Annotated in this window: 16 protein-coding genes and 4 tRNA genes; 9 read left to right on the top strand and 11 right to left on the bottom strand. The window is 70.2% G+C overall.

Annotated elements, in window-relative coordinates; translation table 11 throughout:
- Positions 1–82: 82 nt before the first annotated feature.
- The 5 genes from OG933_RS23370 to OG933_RS23350 all read right to left on the bottom strand — a co-directional run bounded on the left by OG933_RS23370 (position 83) and on the right by OG933_RS23350 (position 8,709).
- A complete protein-coding gene (locus OG933_RS23370; RefSeq protein WP_405628784.1) occupies positions 83–1,636 on the bottom strand; it encodes an amino acid permease in 1,554 nt (517 codons plus the stop codon).
- A gap of 48 nt (positions 1,637–1,684) precedes the next feature.
- Entirely contained in the window at positions 1,685–4,771 is a 3,087-nt protein-coding gene (locus OG933_RS23365; protein ID WP_405628782.1) for an FG-GAP repeat domain-containing protein, read from the bottom strand.
- A 223-nt stretch (positions 4,772–4,994) separates the two neighbouring features.
- The gene (locus OG933_RS23360) at positions 4,995–7,280 is read right to left on the bottom strand and encodes a DEAD/DEAH box helicase (protein WP_362530203.1); all 2,286 of its coding nucleotides are present in this window, start codon (positions 7,278–7,280) and stop codon (positions 4,995–4,997) included.
- A gap of 442 nt (positions 7,281–7,722) precedes the next feature.
- A complete protein-coding gene (locus OG933_RS23355; RefSeq protein WP_405628780.1) occupies positions 7,723–8,262 on the bottom strand; it encodes a hypothetical protein in 540 nt (179 codons plus the stop codon).
- Positions 8,263–8,358: 96 nt separating this feature from the next.
- Positions 8,359–8,709 (bottom strand): metallopeptidase family protein, encoded by a 351-nt coding sequence (locus OG933_RS23350; RefSeq protein WP_020131264.1) that lies wholly within the window; start codon positions 8,707–8,709, stop codon positions 8,359–8,361.
- 85 nt (positions 8,710–8,794) lie between these two features.
- Between OG933_RS23350 and OG933_RS23345 the strand changes: the two genes are divergently transcribed.
- From OG933_RS23345 to OG933_RS23315, 7 genes are all read left to right on the top strand, one after another.
- Positions 8,795–10,381: a metallophosphoesterase gene (locus OG933_RS23345; protein WP_362530194.1), complete on the top strand. Its 1,587-nt coding sequence runs from the start codon at positions 8,795–8,797 to the stop codon at positions 10,379–10,381.
- 80 nt (positions 10,382–10,461) lie between these two features.
- Positions 10,462–10,534, top strand: a tRNA-Glu gene (locus OG933_RS23340).
- Between the two features lie 38 nt (positions 10,535–10,572).
- Positions 10,573–10,647: transfer RNA gene (locus tag OG933_RS23335), tRNA-Asp, on the top strand.
- Positions 10,648–10,670: 23 nt separating this feature from the next.
- A tRNA-Phe gene (locus OG933_RS23330) sits at positions 10,671–10,744 on the top strand.
- A 116-nt stretch (positions 10,745–10,860) separates the two neighbouring features.
- Positions 10,861–14,829, top strand: a complete 3,969-nt coding sequence (gene hrpA / locus OG933_RS23325; protein ID WP_362530191.1) for an ATP-dependent RNA helicase HrpA — start codon at positions 10,861–10,863, stop codon at positions 14,827–14,829.
- Positions 14,830–14,923: 94 nt separating this feature from the next.
- Positions 14,924–14,998, top strand: a tRNA-Asp gene (locus OG933_RS23320).
- A 150-nt stretch (positions 14,999–15,148) separates the two neighbouring features.
- Positions 15,149–15,340, top strand: a complete 192-nt coding sequence (locus OG933_RS23315) for a DUF6274 family protein (protein WP_405628778.1) — start codon at positions 15,149–15,151, stop codon at positions 15,338–15,340.
- Positions 15,341–15,829: 489 nt separating this feature from the next.
- Here OG933_RS23315 and bldC read toward each other — a convergent pair whose 3' ends face one another.
- Both bldC and OG933_RS23305 read right to left on the bottom strand, forming a co-directional pair.
- Complete coding sequence (gene bldC, locus OG933_RS23310; RefSeq protein ID WP_003949541.1) at positions 15,830–16,036, bottom strand: developmental transcriptional regulator BldC; 207 nt, start codon at positions 16,034–16,036, stop codon at positions 15,830–15,832.
- Positions 16,037–16,640: 604 nt separating this feature from the next.
- Positions 16,641–17,483 (bottom strand): hypothetical protein, encoded by an 843-nt coding sequence (locus tag OG933_RS23305; RefSeq protein WP_405628777.1) that lies wholly within the window; start codon positions 17,481–17,483, stop codon positions 16,641–16,643.
- 188 nt (positions 17,484–17,671) lie between these two features.
- Here OG933_RS23305 and OG933_RS23300 point away from each other — a divergent pair, with 188 nt between their 5' ends.
- Both OG933_RS23300 and OG933_RS23295 read left to right on the top strand, forming a co-directional pair.
- On the top strand, positions 17,672–18,772 hold the full coding sequence (locus OG933_RS23300; protein WP_362268078.1) for a Glu/Leu/Phe/Val dehydrogenase dimerization domain-containing protein: 1,101 nt from the start codon (positions 17,672–17,674) through the stop codon (positions 18,770–18,772).
- A 310-nt stretch (positions 18,773–19,082) separates the two neighbouring features.
- Complete coding sequence (locus OG933_RS23295) at positions 19,083–19,343, top strand: DUF3073 domain-containing protein (RefSeq protein ID WP_020131270.1); 261 nt, start codon at positions 19,083–19,085, stop codon at positions 19,341–19,343.
- 102 nt (positions 19,344–19,445) lie between these two features.
- On the opposite strand, the gene purM is transcribed toward OG933_RS23295, so the two are convergent.
- The 4 genes from purM to OG933_RS23275 form a co-directional block, all read right to left on the bottom strand.
- On the bottom strand, positions 19,446–20,537 hold the full coding sequence (purM, locus tag OG933_RS23290) for a phosphoribosylformylglycinamidine cyclo-ligase (RefSeq protein ID WP_405628776.1): 1,092 nt from the start codon (positions 20,535–20,537) through the stop codon (positions 19,446–19,448).
- Between the two features lie 51 nt (positions 20,538–20,588).
- Entirely contained in the window at positions 20,589–22,115 is a 1,527-nt protein-coding gene (purF, locus tag OG933_RS23285) for an amidophosphoribosyltransferase (RefSeq protein ID WP_028807077.1), read from the bottom strand.
- A gap of 254 nt (positions 22,116–22,369) precedes the next feature.
- Positions 22,370–22,852 carry an META domain-containing protein gene (locus OG933_RS23280; RefSeq protein WP_405628774.1) on the bottom strand — a complete coding sequence of 161 codons (483 nt, stop codon included), beginning with the start codon at positions 22,850–22,852 and terminating at the stop codon, positions 22,370–22,372.
- Between the two features lie 49 nt (positions 22,853–22,901).
- Positions 22,902–23,699, bottom strand: a complete 798-nt coding sequence (locus OG933_RS23275; RefSeq protein ID WP_405628772.1) for a sterol carrier family protein — start codon at positions 23,697–23,699, stop codon at positions 22,902–22,904.
- Between the last annotated feature and the right edge of the window lie 62 nt (positions 23,700–23,761).

Here is a 23,761-nt window from a genome sequence, read left to right as displayed (position 1 = left end):
GAGCATAGCCGGACGCGGCCGTGTCTCCGATCGGGTATCGGAGACACGGGCGCGCCGGACGACGCGAAGCGATCGAGATCGGTCACTGCTCGGGCAGTTCGGCGGGTGCCGCCGCCCGTGACGCCTCGCGGGCGATGGTCCGTTCGTGTTCGGGATTCAGGAACCAGTTGCGGGCGGAGACCTGCCACCACACCCCCGCGAAGCCCAGCACGACGAGGACGGCGACCGGGGCGTAGTTGAAGGTCTCCCAGGTGACCGGGGAGACCTGGGGCAGCATGAACAGGACGGTGATGACGGCCACCCACGCCACCGACACCACGCCGATCGCCTTCGACCAGCGGCCCAGGTGCCACGGTCCCCGCGCGAAGGCCTCGCCCTTGCGCAGGCGCAGCAGGGTCGGTATGACGTACGCGATGTAGAGGCCGATGACGGCGATCGAGGTGACGGCCGCGTACGCGGTCACGTTGATCAGGTAGGGCAGGCCCAGCAGCAACGCGCCGCCGGCCGCCAGCCAGACCGCCGCGACGGGCGTGCGGGTGCGCGGGCTGACCGTGTGCCAGATGTGCGAGTACGGCAGCGCCCCGTCCCTCGAGAAGGCGTAGATCATGCGGCTGTTGGCGGTCACCGACGCCATCCCGCAGAACAGCTGGGCGCCGATCACCACGAGCAGCAGCAGCTTGCCGGCGGTCGCGCCGAGCGCGTCGAGCAGGATCTGGGCGGGCGGCGCGCCGGTCGGGGAGGCGAGCGCGGCGTCGTAGGACTGGATCGCGTACGTGAAGCCGAGCAGCAGCACGAAGCCCGCGATCCACGAGGTCCAGATGGACTGCACGATCCCCTTGGGGCCGGCCGTCGACGCGTCGTGCGTCTCCTCGGTCATGTGGGCGGAGGCGTCGTACCCGGTGAAGGTGTACTGGGCCATCAGCAGGCCGAGCGCGACGACGTAGACCCCGCTGCCCCAGCCGGTGTTGTTGACGAACTCGCCGAACACGAAGGACGTCGACTGGTGCTTGTCGGGGACGAAGGCCAGCGCTCCGACGATGACGCCCACGCCCAGCACGTGCCACCACACGCTCACGCTGTTGAGGAGGGCGACGATCCGCACCCCGAAGGTGTTCAGCAGTCCGTGCAGCACCAGGATCCCGGCGAACAGCAGGACCGTCCGGCCGGGCGTCACCTCGAAGTCGAACTGGAGGTTCAGATAGGCGCCGAGGAAGGATGCGGCGCCGAAGTCGATGCCCGCCGTCACCGCCACCTGGCCCAGCACGTTGAACCAGCCCGTGAACCAGGCCCAGGCCGCCGCCGATCGCGGAGGCGCCAGCCGGTGGGCCCAGAAGTACAGACCCGCCGACGTCGGGTACGCCGAACAGATCTCGGCCATGGACAGGCCGACGAACAGGGTCATCAACCCCACGGCGACCCAGCCCCAGGTGATCACCGCCGGGCCGCCCGTGTTCATGCCGAACAGATACAGCGTCAGGCAGCCCGACAGGACCGAGATGATCGTGAAGGAGACCGCGTAGTTGGAGAACGCCGACATGCGGCGGGCGAGGACCTGGGTGTAGCCGAGTTCGGCCAGCCGCTCTTCGTCCGAGAGTTTCCCGGGAGCCGGCCGGCCCGCTGTGCCGTCATCTGTCATGCCCCCAGCAATTCCCCTGCCGGGGGCGTGACACACGTCACAACTTGGCTAGAAAATGCCCTTGTAGTTCTGCCAGCCGGCGCCGATCTTGACCCGAGCCCCGAACGTGCCCGTCCCGGTGCCGGGCAGCCGGTACAGGCCGCCCGCGGTGTCGCGCACCACGAGGTCCGCCTTCCCGTCCCCCGTGATGTCCCCGGCCCCGGCGACCGCGTTGTACGAAGCCCCCCAGTTCGCGAACAGCTTCACGCGCGCCGAGAAGGTGCCGTTGCCCTTGCCGATGTAGCGGTACAGGTTGTTCGACGTGTCCTGGGCGATCAGATCACCGATGCCGTCACCGTTGAGGTCGCCGACGCCGATGATCTTCTTGTACGTCTTCCAGTTGTCGTAGAGCTTCACCGGCGCCGCCAGCTTCCCGGCGGCCGTCCCCTTGTAGAGGTAGACCCTGCCGTTCGACGGGTTGCGGGCGATCAGGTCGGGGCGGCCGTCCTTCGTGACGTCACCCGGCGAGGTCAGGATGTCGAACTGGGTCCAGCCGCTGGTGCCCAGCGTGGTGTACGGCGATGTCGGCCGTACCGCGCCGCCGCAGCCCGTCCGGTACAGCCGCAGCGCCCCGCTGCTGAGCCGCACGAGCACGTCGTTGCACCGGTCGCCGCTCAGGTCGCCGATCGGCACCGCCTTGATACCGGTGGGCCAGCCGCTGCCGCTGACCTGGCCGGAGAACGTGCCCTGGCCCGTGCCCTGCTGGTAGGTCAGCGTGCCCGAGGTGGGCATGGTCAGCAGGTCGCCCGCACCGTCCGGCTTCGTCGCCGGCCCCACGTAGTCGTGGAACACGGCGCTGCCGTTCACCGTCCGAAGCGTGCCCCGTACCTGGAGGGGCGCGCCGACGCCGTCGGCGGGGCTGACGGTCACCGTCCAGTCGTAGAAGCCGTTGGGAAGAGGCTTCACCCCGGACGAGTCGGTGGCGTTCCAGTTGACCTTCAACGCACCGCGCACCGCCCCGCCGTCGGTGCCGCCGACGTGCTTGCCCGTCGCCTTGCTGCGCACGTCCAGGTCCCAGCCCGCGGCCGGTTTCGACAGCAGCACCGTCGTGAGGGTGTTGGTGCCGAGAGAGGTCTGGGTAACGCTCTGGGCGGGCTCCAGCTGCCGCAGCGGCTGCTGCGGTACGCCCGAGGGCACCAGGTGCACCCGCTCCTGGGCATCGACGTAGGCCGCGTTCGCCCCGGACCTGTCCACGGTCCAGCGCAGGCCGCGCTGTGAGACGCCCGTGTCGGGCAGATCACCGATGACCCGGCTCGCGGGGATGCCGTCGGCCACCGTGGTGAGGACCAGCTTCCCGGCCTGCTTGTCGTGCGTGACGACGTAACCGTCGCCGAGCGCCGCCTCGTCGGCCGGGACCGGAACGGACTTGTGCGCCGTACGGTCGTAGACGCCCGCGCGCCCGTCGCAGGTCCAGTAGATCCAGCGTCCCAGTGCCTCGAGATCGGTCGGGGTGCAGCCGGCGTCGGTGGTGACTGTTTCCGTGGTCTTTCCGGCCGTGAGGTCGTACGCCGCCAGGGTTCCCGGGGCCGCGCCCGGGGTCCACAGGGTGTCGCCGGAAAGGGCGGCGGCCCCGGGGGTGCGGGTGACGGTCGCGATACCGGTGCCGCCGATGCGGAAGACGTACTGCTGGGTGGCACTCGTGTAGATCACGAACCGGCCGGAGACGTCCGTGAGGCGGCCGCCCTTCGGCAGATTGAAGCGCGCCCAGGAGTCGGAGTCGTCGCCGGGCCCGTCGACTCTGATCCCGTCGTAGTCCGACCCGTGCCCGACCCAGGCGATCCGGCCGTCGCCGGTGGGCTGGAATGCGGCGCAGTCGATGTCGGCGTCAGCGCAGCCCGCGAACCAGAAGTTCCACCGGGCGCTCGCGCCGAAGGTCGGGGTGCCGGTCGCGGCGACGGTCCGGGCGGTGACTTCCCGGGAGTCGATGTTCAGGTAGTCCGCGGCGACCAGGTTCCCGTTGCTCAGGGAGAGGCCCTGGATCTTCAACGTCGGTTTGGGCAGCGCCTTGACACTGGTGACGACCGGAGCGCCGTCGGGGCCGGGCTTGATGCGCTGGACGCCCCAGTCGTCGGTGGCGGCGGAGGTGCGGCCCACGACGACGGCGGTACCGTCGGCGACGTTGGCCATGCCCGCGAACGACGAGGCCAGCAACGTGACGGTGGGACCACCCGCGAGAGGCGTGGCGGTCACCGGCCCGTTGACGCTGGGCTGGTGGACGATCCAGTCGCCCACGACGGCGAGGTCCTGCCCCGAGTTCACGGCACCGGGGCCGCCCGGTGTGACCTCGACCGGTCCGGCGGACAGGTCGGCTGTGTCGTACACCAGGACGACCGGGACGCCGAGGCCGTACAGGACCAGGTGCTCGTCGCTCACCTTCGCCTTGGCGTAGCCCTCGGGGAGCGGCGGGGTCCACCCGGTGACCTGTCCGGTCCCGCGGTCGACCTGGACGGCCACGGACTTCCCGTCCTTCACCGCCCCGAAGAACACCGCGTCCGCGTTCCCGCCCAGCGGATTCCCCAGCCGCGTGCCCTCGGGGAGTCCGGTGACCGGTATGTCACGAGTGGTGCCGTCGGCGTCCGGGAGCAGCAGGTGTTTCTCCCGTCCCTCCGTGGTGCTGTCGGCCACCTGCGTCTCCGCGACCGCCAGGTCGGCGTAGGCGGCGATCACCACGGTGTCCTCGGACGGCGCCTGGACGGTACGGGTGGTGCCGTCGGCCGCGTTCCACAGCTGGACCCGATCGGGGGTGCCGTCGCCGCGGTAGTAGTAGGCGAGCGTGTCACCGCCGGCCACCCCCCACGTGCGGTACCCGGTCGGCTTGACGACCTTGGTGGACGTGCCGTCCGAGTACCGCGTCCAGACCAGCCCTGAGCCCTCCAGGGTGTGGAACACGCCCTGGCTGCCGGCCTCGGCCTCTCCGTAGGGCCTCCATCCTCCGAACAGCGCGCCCTCGGTGTACGTGCTGCGCAACGCGGCCGGCACCACCGTCTCCTGCGGGGTGTCCGCGACCGCCGTGGACGGCAGGAGCGGGGTCAGTCCGGCCGCCAGGACGGCGGAGGCGGCGACGAGACGCAGACGTGCGGAGCCATGACGAGTCAAGAAGGTCCCTCCCCGGGAACGGAGACGGACGGGACCGGACGCCTCTCGGCTTCCACGGTCCCCGGCCCCCCGGCCTTCACATCCGTCTCACAAGTCGGCTGATCCTACAGTCACTTCACAGCCCCGGAGAAAGGGGTTACTGGAGACTTACTGGAGACGGAAAACGCCGTGGCCCCCACCGATGTTCGGTGGGGGCCACGGCGTTCACTCAACTGAGCCGACGTCAGCCGTTGCGCTTCCAGCGCGGCTTGTCGTCGCGACGGCCGGTCGTGCCGGAGCCGGAGCCGGAGCCGGTGCCGCGGTGGTCGTCACGGCGGCCGAACGGGCGGTCGTGGCCGCCGGAGCGGAAGCCCGGGCGGTCGTCGCGACGGTCACGGTTGAACGGACGGTCGCTGCCACGGTGGGTGGACGGACGGTCGTCACGACGGTCGCGGTTGAAGCCGCCCGACTGACGGTCGTCGCGGCGGAAGCCACCGGAGGGACGCTCGTCACGACGGTCACGGTTGAAGCCGCCCGCGGGACGCTCGTCACGGCGGAAGCCGCCGGAGGGGCGCTCGTCACGACGGTCGTCACGGCGGTCGTCGCGACGGTCACGGTTGAAACCGCCCGCGGGACGCTCGTCACGACGCTCGAAGGAACGGCCGCCACGGTCGTCACGGCCGGCGCCGCCACGGTCGTCACGGCGGTCGCGGTTGAAGCCACCGCGGTCGTCACGACGCTCGAAGGAACGGCCACCGCGGTCGTCACGGCGGTCGTCGCGGCGGAACCCGCCACGGTCGCCGTCACGACGGTCACGGTTGAAGCCACCGCGGTCGTCACGGTTGAAGCCGCCACGGTCGTTGTCGCGACGCTCGAAGGAACGGCCGCCACGGTCGTCACGGCGCTCGTAGTTGCCCCGCTCGTCACGGCGCTGACGCGGCTGCTCGTACGCGGGCTGCTCGGAGACCGCGGCCTCGGCCGGCGCCTCCGCCACGGTGTTCTGCTCGACGACCGCCTCGGCGGCCGCGACGACAGCCGCCTCCGGGTCCTCGCCGCGCTCGCGCGCCACGCGGGCCACCAGACGGTCGGCCTCCTCGCGCAGCTCGGTCGCGCGCCGCTGCGCACGCTCCAGCTCCTTGCTGAGCTGGGAGACCTCACGCTCGGCCTGCTGCGCCGCGTTGCCCGCGGACTCGGCCTGGACCTCCGTCATCGAACGGGCGCCGGTGATCTCGGCGACCTCCGGCTCGAAGGCGGCGCCGCCCTGGATGATGTGACGCCCGGCGTCGACGCCCGCGTCCTCCATCAGACGGAAGATCTGACGACGCTGGTGCGGCAGCGAGAGGGAGACGACCGTGCCGGTACGGCCGGCCCGCGCGGTGCGGCCCGCGCGGTGCAGGTAGTCCTTGTGGTCGCCGGCCGGGTCCACGTTGAGCACCAGGTCGATGCCGTCGACGTGGATACCGCGGGCGGCGACGTCGGTCGCGACGAGCGCGTTGACGTAGCCGTCCTTGAAGTCGGCCAGCGTGCGGGTCCGCGCGCCCTGGGTCATGCCGCCGTGCAGCGCGTCCGCCTTCACACCGGAGTCGCGCAGCTGCTCGGCGATACGGTCGGCGCCGAGCTGGGTGCGGACGAAGATGATGGTGCGGCCCTTGCGGGAGGCGATCGCGGCGGTGACCGGCGCCTTGTCCTTGGGCTTCACGATCAGGATGTGGTGCGACATGGTCGTGACGTTGCCCTGGGCACTGTCGACCTCGTGCGTGACGGGGTTGCTCAGGTAGCGCTTGACCAGCGTGGAGATCTCGTTCTCCATCGTGGCCGAGAACAGCATGCGCTGGCCGCCGCCGGGGATCTGGTCGAGCAGCTCGGTGACCTCGGGCAGGAAGCCCAGGTCGGACATCTGGTCGGCCTCGTCGAGGACTGCGACCTGGACGTTCTCGAGCGAGCAGGCGCCACGGTTGATGAGGTCACGCAGGCGGCCCGGGGTGGCGACGAGGACGTCGACGCCGCGCTCCAGGGCGTACATCTGGTTGCTCATCGACGTACCGCCGCAGACGACCTTCATCTTCAGGCCGAGGACGTCGCCGTACGGCTGAAGCGCGTCCGCGACCTGCATCGCGAGCTCACGCGTCGGCGTGAGGATGATGCCGCGGGGCTTCTTCTTGTCGGTGTGGCCGCCGGACAGCGACGCCAGCAGCGGCAGACCGAACGAGAGGGTCTTGCCGGAGCCGGTGCGGCCGCGGCCGAGGATGTCCTTGCCGGCCAGGGCGTCCGGGATGGTCGCGGCCTGGATCGGGAAGGGGCTGGTCACGCCGTTCTGCGCGAGCTTGCGCACGACGCCCTCGGGGAGCCCGAGGTCGGCGAAGGTGAGTTCGGGGGTCTTCGGGGCCTCGGGCGTCTCGACGATGGCCTCGACGGCCTCGGCGATGGCCTCTGCGGCCCCGACGGTCTCCGCGACCTCGATCGCCTCGAGGTTGATCGGCTCGTCGTTGTTCTCGGGCACGACGGAGTGATCAGTACTGGAAATGGACATGCGAATGCGAAACCTTCCGGAGTCTCAAGTCGGCACGCGCCCGTCAACTCCGTGTTCGCATTGCACTACGACCGCCTCTATGCGGTCAGCCACGGCAAGGGAGAGTACGCGCCACACGGCGCGCTCTGCGGTGGCGCCGGGCAAATGGGATCAAACGATCTACCACTATAAGCACCCTGACCACCGAAGGCAAACCGAGCCTCATCACCGCAGCTCAGCGGCCTCCTCGGGCCCGAGGAGAGGACCTGCGCGACGGACCCTCCCGAGACGGACGACCTGCCCGGCCCAGCGCGCCCGACCGAGGCGAACGACTGTCCGAGAAGGACGACCGCGCGGGACGGACGACAGGCCGAGACGAACGACAGGCCGAGACGGAGCAGCCGGTCCGGGCGGAGCAGCCGGCGGTCCGGGCGGAGCAGCCGGTCCGGGCGGAGTAGCCGGTCTAGGCGGGCGAGCCCGCCTCCGGCGCCGGCTCCCGGTCCGCCAGCTGCGCCGCCGTGCCCCCGTCGTCCTCGTGCGCCGAGGCCGACGGCTCGGCGACCGTCGGCTCCGGCGTGGGGGACGGCGGCTCCGGCGTGGGCGCGGGCGGCTCCGGGTCCGGCGAGCGCGTGGGCGCGGGCGGCTGTGCCCCGGTGGGCGTCGGCACCCCCGGCTGCTCGCTCGTCCCCGGCCGCACCGCCCCCGCCGAGGCCGGCGCGCTCCGGCCCGCCGACGGCGGGGCCGGGGCCGACGCCGAGGCGCTCGCTCCGCCCTTGCCGCCCTTCCCGTGCCCGTGCTTGCCGTCGCCGCCCGCCGCACCCATCCCGAAGCCGCCCCCGGAGCCCGCCGAGACCCCGCCGGGAGCCTCACCGCCCCGCTGCCCCGCCGAGTGCGACGGCTTGGCCCGGCCGCCCCCCTCGTGCCCCACGCTCATGCAGCCGGCGGCCGCGGCGACGGCCATGACCGTCGCGGCCAGACGAACGGGTACGTACAAGGGGCGCACGGGGCCACCTCCGGGGCAGGCGTAAGGAGTCGACGTGCCCAACTCCCGGCGCCCGCAAGAAGACACGCGCCGACGCGCGCCCCTCTGCCGGACGGCTCAGCCGTAGCCGAGGGCGTGCAGCCGTGTGTCGTCGATACCGAAGTGGTGGGCGATCTCGTGCACCACCGTGACCTCCGTCTCGGCGACGACCTCCTCCCGCGTCCCGCACATCCGCAGTGTCGGCCCCCGGTAGATCGTGATCCGGTCCGGCAGCACACCGGCGTACCACTCCCCGCGGTCCGTCAGCGGCGTCCCCTCGTACAGCCCGAGCAGCTCGGGATCGTCCGCCGCCGGTTCGTCCTCGACGAACACCGCGACGTTGTCCATCAGTCGCGTCAACTCCGGCGGAATCCGGTCCAGCGCCTCGGCGACCAGTTCCTCGAACTCCTCACGCGTCATCTCCAGCACAGGCCCCATTGTCCGGTACGACGCGGCCGGGGGGAGGTCGCGAACCGTCCGCATACCAACGCCCGGACCGGGGCATAGGGCACCAATGGTCCGAGCCCGTCTCCCCACCGCAGTCCTGAAGCGCCGCAAGCCCGCCCGGAGCGGGAACCCGGTCCCCGAACTCGCCGCCCGGCCCAACCCCTGGATCCGCGCTCTCGGCCTGACCGCCGTCGTCGTCGTCGGCGCCTGGCTCGGCCTGCTGATCGTCGGGGACGTCCGCGTGTCCGTCGGCCCCATGAACACGACCATGACCCTGCGCCCGTCCGTCACCGGCGGCACGAAGATCAACATCTCCCCGCTGGGCGCGCTCAGCCTGGACAGCCACATCGCCCCGGTCCGCCTCGACGTGAACGTGGACCAGCTAGACCCCGAGCGCTCCCAGGCCCTCGTCGACCACCCCGAACGCCTCTCCGGCCTCCAGGACGAGGTCGCCCGTGACATCGAGCACGGCACTCTCGACCTCGCGCTCCGCTCCTGCGTCGCCGTGGTCTCCGGCGCCACCGCCCTCGGCCTCGCCGTCTACCGCCGCCCCCGCCGCGCCCTCGCCGCCGGCGGTCTGGCCCTCACCCTGCTGGCCGCCTCGGGCGCGACCGCGTACGCCACCTGGAACCCCAAGTCGGTGCTGGAGCCGCGGTTCTCGGGCCTGCTGTCCTCCGCGCCCTCGCTCGTCGGCAACGCCCGCAGCATCGTCACCGAGTTCGACGTCTACCAGCAGGAACTCGCCCGCCTGGTCACCAACGTGACCAAGCTCTACGACGTCACCTCCACGCTCCCCGCCTTCCAGCCGGACCCGACCACCGTCCGCGTCCTGCACGTGTCCGACATCCACCTGAACCCCGCGAGCTGGAAGATCATCGCCTCGCTCGTGGAGCAGTACAAGGTCAATGTGATCGTCGACTCCGGCGACACGATGGACCACGGCTCGGCCGCGGAGAACGGCTTCCTGGACCCCATCGCCACGCTCGGCGCGCCCTACGTCTGGGTCAGGGGCAACCACGACTCGCTCGTCACCCAGCGCTACCTGGAGGGCATGAAGAACGTGCACGTCCTCGACGACGGCCGCGCGGTCACCCTCTCCGGGCTGCGCTTCGCCGGCATCGGCGACCCCCAGTTCACCCCCGACCGCTCCTCCGCGCCGGGCGCCGAGGAGTCCCAGGAGGAGGCGGGCGCCCGGCTGGCCCAGGCCCTGCGCGCCCAGCGGGACGCCGGCACCCCGGCGGACGTGGCCATCGCCCACGAGCCCTCCGCCGCCCGGGGCACGGACGGCGAGGTGCCCCTCGTCCTGGCCGGGCATCTCCACCACGAGGACATGGAGGTCATGAAGAAGGGCACACGGCTGCGCGTCGAGGGCTCCACCGGCGGCAGCGGCCTGCGTGCCGTCGAGGGCAAGTACCCGGACCCCATCGAGGCGTCGATCCTCTACTTCGACCGCGACACCCGCCGCCTCCAGGCCTGGGACGAGATCAAACTCGGCGGCCTGGGTCTGACGACGGCCGAGGTCAGCCGCCACCTCCCGAAGGAGAACCTGCCCGGAGCCGCACCGTCCCCGAGCCCCTCTCCGACTCCCTCCCCCAGCCCGCCGCTCAGCCCGTCCGTGAGTCCCTCCGGAACCCCCTCCAGGACGGCCCCGTAAACCGTTTTGGCGATACCCCCCGCCATCCCATATGCTCATGACGTCCCCGACGCGCTGAGAAGCGCCCAGGCGGGCCGATAGCCCTCATCGTCTAGCGGCCTAGGACGCCGCCCTTTCAAGGCGGTAGCACGGGTTCGAATCCCGTTGGGGGCACGCAACACCGTGTGCGACACTGTCGTACACAACAGCTTGGTCCTGTGGAGCAGTTTGGAGTGCTCGCCACCCTGTCAAGGTGGAGGCCGCGGGTTCAAATCCCGTCAGGACCGCTGAGGTTTCACTGAAACCTCGTGGCTGGGTAGCTCAGTTGGTACGAGCGATCGCCTGAAAAGCGATAGGTCGCCGGTTCGACCCCGGCCCCAGCCACAAGAACGAAGACCCCCTCCGGTCGCCCGGAGGGGGTCTTTGTCGTTGCGCGTCGGACGGGGCGGGCCCAAAAGCACTCGCCCCTTCTTTCGCCGAGATGAGATCCTGGATCGCGTATGTCTACGCACCCCACTCCCGGCGCCTCCGCTCCGGGCACTCCCGCCCTCGGCGACCTCGCCCACCGCCTGACCGAGCTGTCCCTGCGCGACGCGCACCGGCTCGGGCGCAGGCTCGAAGGCGCGCGCAGGATCCGCAAGCCGGAGGCCCGTGCCGCCGTCCTCACCGAGATCGAGGCGGAGGTCGCACAGGTCGAGGAGCGGATGGTCCTGCGGCGCGGCCGGGTGCCCGCCGTCTCGTACCCCGAGCAGCTTCCGGTCAGCCAGAGGAAGGACGAGATCGCGGCCGCCATCCGTGATCACCAGGTCGTCATCGTCGCCGGTGAGACCGGGTCCGGCAAGACCACGCAGATCCCCAAGATCTGTCTCGAACTGGGGCGCGGCGTCCGCGGCATGATCGGGCACACGCAGCCCCGTCGGATCGCCGCCCGCACCGTGGCCGAGCGGGTCGCCGAGGAACTCAGGACACCGCTCGGCGAGGCCGTCGGCTGGAAGGTGCGGTTCACCGACCAGGTGAACCCGGACGCCACCTTCGTGAAGCTGATGACGGACGGCATCCTCCTCGCTGAGATCCAGACCGACCGCGAGCTGCGCGCGTACGACACGATCATCATCGACGAGGCCCACGAGCGGTCCCTCAACATCGACTTCCTGCTGGGCTATCTCGCCCAGCTGCTCCCCCGCCGCCCGGATCTCAAGGTCGTCATCACCTCCGCGACCATCGACCCGGAGCGTTTCTCCCGGCACTTCGGCGAAGCCCCGATCGTCGAGGTCAGCGGGCGGACGTACCCGGTGGAGGTCCGCTACCGGCCGCTCCTCGAAGAGGACTCCGACGACGCCGACCGCGACCAGATCACCGCGATCTGCGATGCCGTCGAGGAGCTCCAGTCCGAAGGGAAGGGCGACATCCTCGTCTTCCTCTCCGGTGAGCGGGAGATCCGGGACACGGCCGACGCGCTGGAGAAGAAGAAGTACCGCTTCACGGAAGTGCTGCCCCTCTATGCCCGGCTCTCGCACGCCGAGCAGCACCGGGTCTTCCAGCAGCACACGGGCCGCAGGATCGTTCTGGCGACGAACGTGGCCGAGACGTCCCTGACCGTGCCGGGCATCAAGTACGTCATCGATCCCGGCTTCGCCCGCATCAGCCGCTACAGCCACCGCACCAAGGTCCAGCGCCTGCCCATCGAGCCGATCTCGCAGGCCAGCGCCAACCAGCGCAAGGGCCGCTGCGGCCGGACGAGTGACGGCATCTGCATCCGGCTGTACGACGAGGACGACTTCCTCGCCCGCCCGGAGTTCACGGACGCCGAGATCCTCCGTACGAACCTGGCCAGCGTCATCCTCCAGATGACCGCGGCGGGCCTCGGCGACATCGAGAAGTTCCCCTTCATCGACCCGCCGGACCACCGCAACATCCGCGACGGCGTGCAGCTGCTCCAGGAGCTGAACGCGCTGGACCCGGCCGAGAAGGACCCCCGCCGGCGGCTCACCCAGACCGGCCGCAAGCTGGCCCAGCTGCCCGTCGACCCGCGCCTCGCGCGGATGGTCCTGGAGGCCGACAAGAACGGCTGTGTCCGCGAGGTCATGGTGATAGCCGCAGCGCTGTCCATCCAGGACCCGCGCGAGCGCCCGGCCGACAAGCAGACCCAGGCCGATCAGCAGCATGCCCGCTTCAAGGACGAGACCAGCGACTTCCTCGCCTATCTCAACCTGTGGCGGTACGTGCGCGAGCAGCAGAAGGAACGCGGCTCCTCCTCCTTCCGGCGTATGTGCAAGCAGGAGTACCTGAACTTCCTGCGCATCCGTGAGTGGCAGGACATCTACTCGCAGCTCCGCACGGTCGCCAAGCAGATGGGGATCCATCTGAACGAGGAGGACGCGCCCGAGCAGAGCGTCCATGTCTCGCTCCTCGCCGGGCTGCTCTCGCACATCGGCATGAAGGACGTGAAGGACGGCAACAAGAACGAGTACCTGGGTGCGCGGAGCGCCAAGTTCGCGATCTTCCCGGGTTCGGCCCTCTTCAAGAAGCAGCCGCGCTTCGTGATGTCCGCCGAGCTGGTGGAGACGAGCCGTCTGTGGGCCCGGGTCAACGCGAAGATCGAGCCGGAGTGGGTCGAGCCGCTCGCCGGCCACCTGCTCAAGCGGACGTACAGCGAGCCGCGCTGGGAGAAGGACCAGGCGGCCGTCATGGCGGACGAGAAGGTCACGCTGTACGGCGTCCCGATCATCGCCCAGCGGAAGGTCAACTACGGGCGGATCGACCCGGAGACCTCCCGCGACCTGTTCATCCGCAACGCGCTGGTCGAGGGCGACTGGCGCACGCACCACAAGTTCTTCGCCGACAACCGCCGGCTCCTCAGCGAGGTCGAGGAGCTGGAGCACCGTGCCCGGCGCCGGGACATCGTGGTGGACGACGAGACGCTGTTCGACTTCTACGACCAGCGGGTGCCCGAACACGTCGTGTCCGGCGCGCACTTCGACTCGTGGTGGAAGCACAAGCGGCACGAGCAGCCCGATCACCTGGACTTCGAGCGGGAGATGCTCATCCGGGAGTCGGCGGAGGCCGTCACCAAGGCCGACTATCCGGACTCCTGGCGGCAGGGCCAGCTGAAGTTCCGGGTGACGTACCAGTTCGAGCCGGGCGCGGACGCGGACGGCGTGACCGTCCACATCCCGCTCCATGTCCTCAACCAGGTCACGGACGAGGGCTTCGACTGGCAGATCCCGGGTCTGCGCGAGGAGGTCGTCACGGAGCTGATCCGTTCCCTCCCCAAGCCGATCCGCCGCCACTACGTACCCGCGCCGAACTTCGCGAAGCGTTTCCTGGACCGGGCGGTGCCCCTTCAGGAGCCGCTCACGACGACCATGGCGCGTGAGCTGAAGCGCATGGTCGGCGTCCCGTTCGAGGCCGACGACTTCGACTGGTCGCGGCTCCCCGACCATCTGAGGATCACCTTCCGGATCGTCGACGAGCGGCGCCGCAACCTGGCCGAGGACAAGGATCTCGAGACCCTGAAGCTCCGGCTGAGACCGAAGGCGAGGCAGGCCATCTCGCAGGCGGCCGCGGCCACCGCCGAACGGCAGGGCGGCGAGTCCCTGGAGCGTTCGGGTCTGACGGACTGGACGATCGGCTCGCTCGCCCGCGTCTTCGAGACCCGCCGCGCGGGCCAGCCGGTGAAGGCGTATCCGGCGCTCGTCGACGACGGCGACACCGTGTCCGTGCGCCTCTTCGACACGGAGGCGGAGCAGGCGGAGGCGATGTGGAAGGGCACGCGCCGGTTGATCCTGCGCACCATCCCGGTCAATCCGGCAAAGTTCGCATCCGAGAAGCTGACGAACGCCCAGAAGCTCGCGCTGTCCGCGAATCCGCACGGTTCGATCCAGGCGCTGTTCGACGACTGCGCGATGGCGGCGGCGGACCGGCTGATCGCCGACTTCGGCGGTCCGGCCTGGGACGAGGAGTCGTACCGGAAGCTCTACGACAAGGTGCGCGCGGAGATCGTCGACACGACGGTGCGGACGGTCGGGCAGGTGCAGCAGGTCCTGGCCGCCTGGCAGGCCTGTGAGCGCCGTCTGAAGGGCGTACGCAGCCCCGTGCTGCTCGCGAACCTGGCGGACGTGCGCAAACAGCTGGACGCCCTCGTGAAGCCCGGCTTCGTGACCTGGGCGGGGCTGCGCCGCCTGCCCGACCTCATGCGCTACCTGGTGGCCGCGGACCGGCGGCTCCAGCAGATGCCGACCGGCGTCCAGCGGGACACCAGCCGCATGGAGAAGGTCCACGAGATGCAGGACGAGTACGCGTGGCTGCTGGAGCAGCTGCCGCAGGGCCGGCCGGTTCCCCAGCAGGTCCTGGACGTCCGCTGGATGATCGAGGAGCTCCGGGTCAGCTATTTCGCCCACGCGCTGGGCACGGCGTACGCGGTCTCCGACAAGCGGATCGTGAAGGCGATCGACGCGCTGGCGCCGTAACGGCTCCCGCACGGAGGGTGAGTTCGACCACCGGGCTCACCCTCCTGTACAGTCCTTCTCGCAGCGCAACGCAACATCAAGTGCCGCAAAACCTGGTCCTGTGGAGCAGTTTGGAGTGCTCGCCACCCTGTCAAGGTGGAGGCCGCGGGTTCAAATCCCGTCAGGACCGCAGTGAAAGAGTGACAGAGAGCCCGGATCTTCGGATCCGGGCTCTCTGCGTTGTCCGCCGCTCCCTCGGCCGCTCCCTTGACGCCGTCGGCTTCCGCCGGTACCCCAGAAGCCAGGGCCCGTTCTCGCGTGGCCCCGACGGAGGTGGGGCATGGCGGCATCGGTCAGGCACGAGACGCGGGCACTGCTTCGCGCGCACCTGTCGGCCGCGACCCCCTACCGGCATCTGACCCGCCACTGCCCGATCTGCCACCGCCTGCTGCGGCTGGCCATGGACGTCGCCCCACGGGGCCCGGAGGCCTCTGGAGGGGCCGTGGAGGGCGAGACTCCCTCGACGGCGTGATCCGGCGCCCTCATGGCCTCCGGCCGCGCCGGCGCCCGCACTCGCGTCCGTCAACGGCCGTACCCGCGTGGGGAGCTGGACCGCGAGCCTCCTCTAGCGCACATGAGCCAGAGGCAACAAGGCTCCTGGCATGTGACGGGTGTCACGGCATGAGTTTTGAAAACCCGGGTTCTTACCAGGCTCCTACAACTGGTCAATTTTATATGTGCAATTGCACCACTCCGGAGGATGCCCCCCGGAACCCTCCCAGAGCCTCCTCAGACTCCGACAAGGCCGCTCACAGAGCCACCTGATACGACCCGCCGAGCGCCCTCAAGCTGTCTCAAGCGCACAAAAAAGATCGCGCTGGACCCGGCGGAGTCCAGCGCGATCGACGACGTTCCCAGTGGGCGAGGGGCCTGTTGGGGCAGGACCCACGTCGCTTGTAGCTAGGTTTCGGGCGTCCGAACAGGTTGGGGGACCTGACGTGTTGCCCGGTTATTCACTTGTTCAGGCCTCGCTGCGCTGCTGCGGGATACCCGCAAGCAGTGCGCGGACCTCGGCCTCGCGATAACGGCGATGTCCGCCGAGCGTACGAATCGATGTGAGCTTGCCGGCCTTCGCCCACCGCGTGACCGTCTTGGGGTCGACGCGGAACATGGTGGCGACCTCAGCCGGGGTCAGCAGCGGCTCAGCATCAGGGGTGCGAGCGGTCATGAGCGGCCTCCTCGGGAGAACCGAACCTTCTCGGTTCTTTCCTCTAAATTCTGCACCTTGACCCGCGTTGCCCGAAATGGCGGACGCGAGTCGAGTCGGTTATAGGACGAACGGCTTGTCCTCGGCACTACAACTACACCATCCGTCCAGCCGCGTCGGCCAAACCGATGGAATTGCCCCCCAGGTGTTCATCGGCGACGGAAGCCGATGGACCATGCCATAGCGGACAGTCACGCCACTGTGACGATCAGTCACAGGACGATCAGGAGGCATCAGACCCCCCAAAGCGCTGCAATGCTGAGATTTCCCCCCACAGTGGAACATAAGCAGGCGGACGGAGCCCTCCCCGGACTCCTTGTCCTATTTTGGCACGAGGAGGGGCAACCGACGCAAGGGCCGTGTACGTGCGTTCCATCACCCTTGCGACATAAGCCCGGATCGGGACCTACGTCCCGTCAGTTCCGTGAAGTGCGGTTGACCGTACGCTGTTCCACTGCTTCACGGCCGTGACGTACGTCACTAATGAAAGCGCTGTCGCGTCTGTCACATCGTCAGATCACAGCAAGCGCGGGAGGTCGGCGGCCGTGCGGACCCACGGCGGCCGTCAGTTCGCCGAGCGCCGCTCCCGTACGGAACGCCACCGCTCCACGAGCCGGGCGTACGCCTCGCCCGCCGCCACGCCGTCGCCGACCCGCAGTGCCTCGATGCCCTCGGCCACGTCCTTCGCCGAGTGATCGTCCTCCAGATCACCGGCCGGCAGCACGTGCACCAGACCGCCGTAATCCAGTTCCACCAGCGAACGCGGGTGGAACTCCTCGAGCCAGCGCCCCACGTCCACCAGGCCTTCGACGAGCGGCCCGCCGTCCATGGTGTCCTTCAGCGTCCGCAGCGACCGGGCCACCCTGCGCCGCGCCTGCACCATCGGGGTGCGGTAGCGCAGCACGGGGGCCACCTCCGCCGTCCCCTTCTCGTACTCCCGCTCCTCGTCGGAGACGAGCACGAACCAGTTCAGGGGCACCTGCCAGACGGCGGTACGGATCCAGGGGCGGGCATCGGGGTTGCGTTCCAGCCACCGCTCGTGGTCCTTGGCGGCCTCCAGGCGTACGACCTCGGGCAGTGCCGCCTCCAGGACCGGCCGGGGCAGCTCGTCGTCCAGCTCCGCCAGGGCCAGCCAGCCGCGCAGCCGGGTGCGCCAGGGGCAGACACAGAGCACCCCGTCCACCTGGGCCAGGAACGCGTCGCCGCTCTCGTGCACGGGCACCGCGACCGGCGGGGTGGGCAGCAGGTCGGCCAGCGAGCGGCGCAGCTCGTCCTGGTAGGAGGGGAGCTCGGGGCGGCCGGCGTAGCGCGCCCAGTGGGTGCGCTCGGGCTCGGAGAAGGCGGCCAGCGGCTCGTACACACGCAGATAGACCGCGTACGGAACGACCACCGAGGACACCTTGGGCACGCCTGCTCCCTCCCCCTTCGGCCGATCGGGAAACCCTGCGAATCGTCCCACGGCGGTACTCCGGGAGAAGGTGATCCCCGACACTGCGAGGTCGGCGGGCCGGGCAGGCTCTACTCTCAGTCCATCAGGCCCGCCACCCTTACGGTGCCTGCGTCCCGACCGCCGCTCGATACCCGGGAGTCACCACAGTGACCGACGTTTCCGGCGCACCTGCTGATGTACTGCACACCCTGTTCCACTCGGACCAGGGTGGCCATGAGCAAGTCGTGCTCTGCCAGGACCGCGCCAGCGGCCTCAAGGCCGTCATCGCCCTCCACTCCACCGCTCTGGGCCCGGCCCTCGGCGGTACCCGCTTCTACCCGTACGCGACCGAGGCGGAGGCCGTCGCCGACGCGCTGAACCTCGCGCGCGGGATGTCGTACAAGAACGCCATGGCCGGTCTGGACCACGGCGGCGGCAAGGCCGTGATCATCGGCGATCCCGACACGATCAAGACCGAAGCGCTGCTGCTCGCGTACGGCCGTTTCGTGGCCTCGCTCGGCGGTCGGTACGTGACCGCCTGCGATGTCGGCACCTACGTCGCCGACATGGACGTCGTGGCCCGCGAGTGCCGCTGGACGACCGGGCGCTCACCGGAGAACGGCGGGGCCGGCGACTCGTCCGTGCTGACCGCCTTCGGTGTCTACCAGGGCATGCGGGCCTCCGCGCAGCACCTGTGGGGCGACCCGTCGCTGCGGGACCGCACGGTCGGCATCGCGGGCGTCGGCAAGGTCGGCCACCACCTGGTGGAGCACCTGCTGGCGGAGGGCGCCCGGGTCGTGATCACGGATGTGCGCCAGGAAGCCGTCCAGCGGATCGCCGACAAGCACCCCTCGGTGGGGGTGGTCGCCGACACCGAGCGCCTGATCGAGATCGACGGGCTCGACATCTACGCGCCCTGCGCGCTCGGCGGTGCGCTGAGCGACGACTCCGTGCCGGTACTGACGGCGAAGATCGTCTGTGGCGCGGCCAACAACCAGCTCGCCCACCCGGGGGTGGAGAAGGACCTCGCCGACCGCGGGATCCTCTACGCGCCGGACTACGTGGTGAACGCCGGCGGCGTCATCCAGGTCGCCGACGAGCTGCACGGTTTCGACTTCGAGCGGTGCAAGGCGAAGGCCGCGAAGATCTTCGACACCACGCTCGCCATCTTCGCTCGTGCGAAGGCGGACGGGATTCCGCCGGCCGCTGCGGCCGACCGGATCGCCGAGCAGCGGATGCACGAGGCCGCCCAGGCGCGCGGCTGGTGACCCTCGCGTAGGGCCCTGCGGCGACCCCTGAGGGGGTCTCCGCGGTACCGCCGGGAGGAAAGTTGGAGAGAACTCTCACTCTTCCCGGCGGGTCGGCCGCCGATAAGTGGTTAAAATCGCCACTGACCAGCGAGGACGGGGCGACCGAAAGGTGCTGCGCACACGCGCGTGCTACGGGCGACGTACCGTACGGGCGTGGGCTCAGGTACCGTGGGAGCCCTACGACGGGCTCTCCACGGAGAGACCGTCCTGGATCATGAACGCGTGTCAACCTGGGGCCGTCGAGCCCCGTCGTTGAGGGGGTCGAGCCATGGGGCGCGGCCGGGCCAAGGCCAAGCAAGCGAAGGTCGCCCGCCAGCTGAAGTACAACAGCGGCGGGACAGATCTCTCACGCCTGGCCGAAGAGCTGGGCGCATCGCCATCGAATATTCCGCCGAATGGTGAGCCATTCGAGGACGATGACGATGACGATGAGCAAGACGACGACCCGTACGCCCGGTACGCCGAGCTGTACGGGGACGACGACGAGGATGACGGCGAGGATTCCTCGCAACACCGTCGCGGCGCTTGACCTTGTACTGAGCACCCGCCCGGTCGGTGACTTCGGTCACCGACCGGGTCTTGTGCTGCCTACGCGGTCATGGGCCTGCCCGGTCGCGGGCCCGCCCGGTCCTCAGCCGGCGTAGTCCCCGACCAGCTCCGCGCCCGTCGCGTGCTCGCCGCGTTCGGTGATCTCGCCGGCGACCCAGGCCTCCACGCCGCGGTCGGCCAGCGTCGCCAGGGCCACGTCCGTCGACTCCTCGGGCACGATCGCCATCATGCCGACGCCCATGTTCAGGGTCTTCTCCAGCTCCAGGCGCTCGACGGAGCCGGTCCTGCCGACCAGGTCGAAGATCGGGGCCGGGGTCCAGGTGGAGCGCTCCACGACGGCGTGCAGCCCGTCCGGGATCACCCGGGCCAGGTTGGCCGCGAGGCCGCCGCCGGTGATGTGCGAGAAGGCGTGCACGTCCGTCGTGCGGGTGAGCGCCAGACAGTCCAGCGAGTAGATCTTGGTGGGCTCCAGGAGCTCCTCGCCGAGGGTGCGGCCGAGGTCGTCGATCCGCGCCTCCAGGGACAGCCCGGCCTGCTTCAGCAGGACGTGCCGGACCAGGGAGTATCCGTTCGAGTGAAGACCGGAGGCCGCCATGGCGATCACCGTGTCACCCGTGCGGATACGATCCGGGCCGAGCAGCCGGTCGGCCTCCACGACGCCCGTACCGGCGCCGGCGACGTCGAAGTCGTCCTCGCCCAGCAGACCCGGGTGCTCGGCCGTCTCGCCGCCGACCAGGGCGCAGCCGGCGAGCACGCAGCCCTCGGCGATGCCCTTGACGATGGCGGCGACCCGCTCGGGGTGGACCTTGCCGACGCAGATGTAGTCGGTCATGAACAGCGGTTCGGCGCCGCACACCACGATGTCGTCCATGACCATGGCGACCAGGTCGTGACCGATGGTGTCGTACACACCGAGCTGGCGCGCGACGTCGACCTTCGTGCCGACGCCGTCCGTGGCGGAGGCGAGCAGCGGACGCTCGAAACGCTTGAGGGCGGAGGCGTCGAAGAGGCCGGCGAAGCCGCCGAGGCCGCCGAGGACCTCGGGGCGCTGCGTCTTCTTCACCCACTCCTTCATCAGCTCTACGGCGCGGTCGCCCGCCTCGATGTCGACTCCGGCGGCCGCGTAGGACGCGCCGGAGGCACTGCCCGTGGCCGGAGGGGACTGATCAGACACAGAAGACATTGCCTGGGATCTTTCGGGTTGGTGAAACGGGGCTCTGCGGCGCTACGGGCGACGGATGGCGTCAGCCGCGGCCGTGGCTGCGGGACCCGCGGCCAGCTCGGTCTCCAGGAGCTGCTTGCCGAGCAGCTCGGGGTCCGGGAGCTCCATCGGGTACTCGCCGTCGAAGCAGGCGCGGCAGAGGTTCGGCTTGGCGATGGTGGTCGCCTCGATCATGCCGTCGATGGAGATGTAGGAGAGGGAGTCGGCGCCCAGGGAGGTGCCGATCTCGTCGATGGTCATGCCGTTGGCGATGAGCTCCGCGCGCGTGGCGAAGTCGATGCCGAAGAAGCAGGGCCACTTCACGGGCGGCGAGGAGATCCGGATGTGGACCTCGGCCGCGCCCGCCTCGCGGAGCATGCGGACGAGGGCCCGCTGGGTGTTGCCGCGCACGATCGAGTCGTCGACGACGACCAGACGCTTGCCCTTGATGACTTCCTTCAGCGGGTTCAGCTTCAGGCGGATACCGAGCTGGCGGATGGTCTGCGAGGGCTGGATGAACGTCCGGCCGACGTACGCGTTCTTCACGAGACCCGCGCCGAAGGGGATGCCGGAGGCCTCCGCGTAACCGATGGCGGCCGGGGTGCCGGACTCCGGGGTCGCTATCACCAGGTCGGCGTCGACCGGCGCTTCCTTGGCCAGCTTGCGGCCCATCTCCACGCGGGAGAGGTACACGTTCCGGCCGGCGATGTCGGTGTCCGGGCGGGCCAGGTACACGTACTCGAAGACACAGCCCTTGGGCTTCGCTTCCGCGAACCGGGAGGTCCGCAGTCCGTTCTCGTCGATGGCGATGAACTCGCCGGGCTCGATCTCACGGACGTAGGCGGCGCCGCAGATGTCCAGGGCGGCGGACTCGGAGGCGACCACCCAGCCGCGCTCCAGACGGCCGAGGACCAGCGGGCGGATGCCCTGCGGGTCGCGGCCGGCGTAGAGGGTGTGCTCGTCCATGAAGACGAGCGAGAAGGCGCCCTTGACCTGCGGAAGGACCTGGTGGGCCGCCTCCTCGATGGTCAGCGGCTTGCCGTCCTCGTCGACCTGGGCCGCGAGCAGCGCGGTGAGCAGGTCGGTGTCGTTGGTCGCCGCGACGCGCGGGGTGCGGCCTTCCTGCTTGGGCAGGTCGGCGACCATCTCGGCGAGCTGGGCGGTGTTGACGAGGTTGCCGTTGTGACCGAGCGCGATCGAGCCGTGCGCGGTGGCACGGAACGTCGGCTGGGCGTTCTCCCACACGGAGGCCCCGGTGGTCGAGTAGCGGGCGTGTCCGACCGCGATATGACCCTGGAGCGAACCGAGCGAGGTCTCGTCGAAGACCTGGGACACGAGGCCCATGTCCTTGAAGACGAGGATCTGGGAGCCGTTGCTGACCGCGATCCCCGCGGATTCCTGACCTCGATGCTGAAGGGCGTAGAGCCCGAAGTAAGTGAGCTTGGCGACCTCTTCACCGGGAGCCCAGACTCCGAAGACGCCGCAAGCGTCCTGGGGGCCTTTCTCGCCGGGGAGCAGATCATGACTGAGTCGACCGTCACCACGTGGCACGCCACCGAGTGTAGGCGAGATCGACCACTGGTCCGAATTGGGGATACCCGCCGGTAACTCGATCACCGGTCGGCCACTACCTCCATGATCGACTCATTTCCGCAGGTCAATGGCCGGATATGGTGATCCATTGGATGGCCGGACGGGCCCCGGGGGCGACCGTCCGAGCAGCCGTTCCGCGGGGGCGAGTGAGGTGTCGCACACCATCGGGGCCGGCGGGCACGCCTCCCCGGCGCCGGGGAGCCGCCCGCGGGTCATTTCCTGGTCAGCAGGACCTGATCGCCGTCGGCCGTGGCGAGCGTCAGCGTGGTGCCGTCGACCTCGGTGCTCAGGGCTCCCTCGGCGAGGGTGCCGGCCAGCGTGCGCTCGAAGTCCATCGGCTGGTCCGCGCAGGCCATCCTGGTCGACCTGGCGTCGCTGAACCGGATGCTGTCGCCCTCGACGGCGGCCTTCGCGGTGAAGTTGTTGCAGCCGTAACTGCCTGCCGCCTTGCCGTCGCGGATCTCGACGTGCGCGCCGGCCGGGGCGCGGTGGGTGGCGCCGTCCACGGTGACGCTGTCGACGTTCCAGCGGACACCGGTGACGGGCTGCTCGGCGCTCACCGCCCCGCTGCCGGGCTGCTCACCGTCCGCCTTCTCGCTGCCGCAGGCCGCGGCGAGCGGGATGAGCAGGACGGCCGCGGTCAGCGTCAGGCGCTGCTTGTACGTGTGCGTAGGGCTGTGCCTCTGCCTGTACATGCCGGTTCGACGGGACGGGTGGGGCGGTCGGTTCCACCCGGGGTCGGATTCAGGACATGAGGGGCAGCAGCGCCGTGAGGTCGGCCCGCTCGCCGCTCGCCGCGACCTTCGCCTGCTCGACGGCGTCCGGCCAGGTCACCCGGCCCGTGGCCAGCCGGATCCAGGTCAGCGGGTCGGTCTCGACGACATTGGGCGGGGTGCCCCGGGTGTGCCGGGGGCCCTCGACACACTGCACGACGGCGTACGGCGGGATCCGCACCTCCGTCGCGCCACCGGGCGCCCTGGCGGCGAGGGCGTCGGCGAGGAGCCGGGTGGCGGCGGCGAGCGCCTGGCGGTCGTACGGGATGTCCAGGCCGGGGACGGCGGCGTTCAGGTCGTCGGTGTGGACGACGAGTTCGACCGTCCGGGTGACGAGGTAGTCGGCGAGGGTCATCGCGCCGGTGCGGGTGGCGAGGAGGCGGTCCCCGGAGGCGGTGGCGAGGTCCTCGGCGATGCGCTCCTCGGTACGGGCGAACAGGGCGTTCAGGTCGGCGTGGGCCGCGGCGAGGTCCCGGGTGCCGTCGGAGATGTCCGCGGCCCGGGCAGCGGTGGCGAACGGCCACTCGAGGAGCGTGAGCTCCGCCTTCGGGGGCTCGTCCCGGTCGAGGTTGCGGCCGACCGTCGCCACCGCCATGGTCACGTGCGCGGCCAGGTCCCGTACGGTCCAGCCCGGCAGCCGCGTGGGCAGCGCGAGCTGCTCGGGGCCGAGGCCGGACACCGCCCGCCGTACGTGTGCGAACTGCGCGGTGACCGCGGCACGGATCTTGACGGGGTCGTACGCGCGGGTGCGTTTCCTGGCCGGGGGCATGGCGGTGAGCCTAGTGGCCGCCTGTGACACCGGTGCCGTCCCGCTCTGCGCGACCGTGGGAC

Origin of the sequence: Streptomyces sp. NBC_00016 (genome assembly GCF_045040885.1) — a bacterium.
Lineage (GTDB): Bacteria > Actinomycetota > Actinomycetes > Streptomycetales > Streptomycetaceae > Streptomyces > Streptomyces coriariae.
Note: the sequence above shows the minus strand (reverse complement) of the source record. Positions and strands in the feature narration are given on the sequence as shown.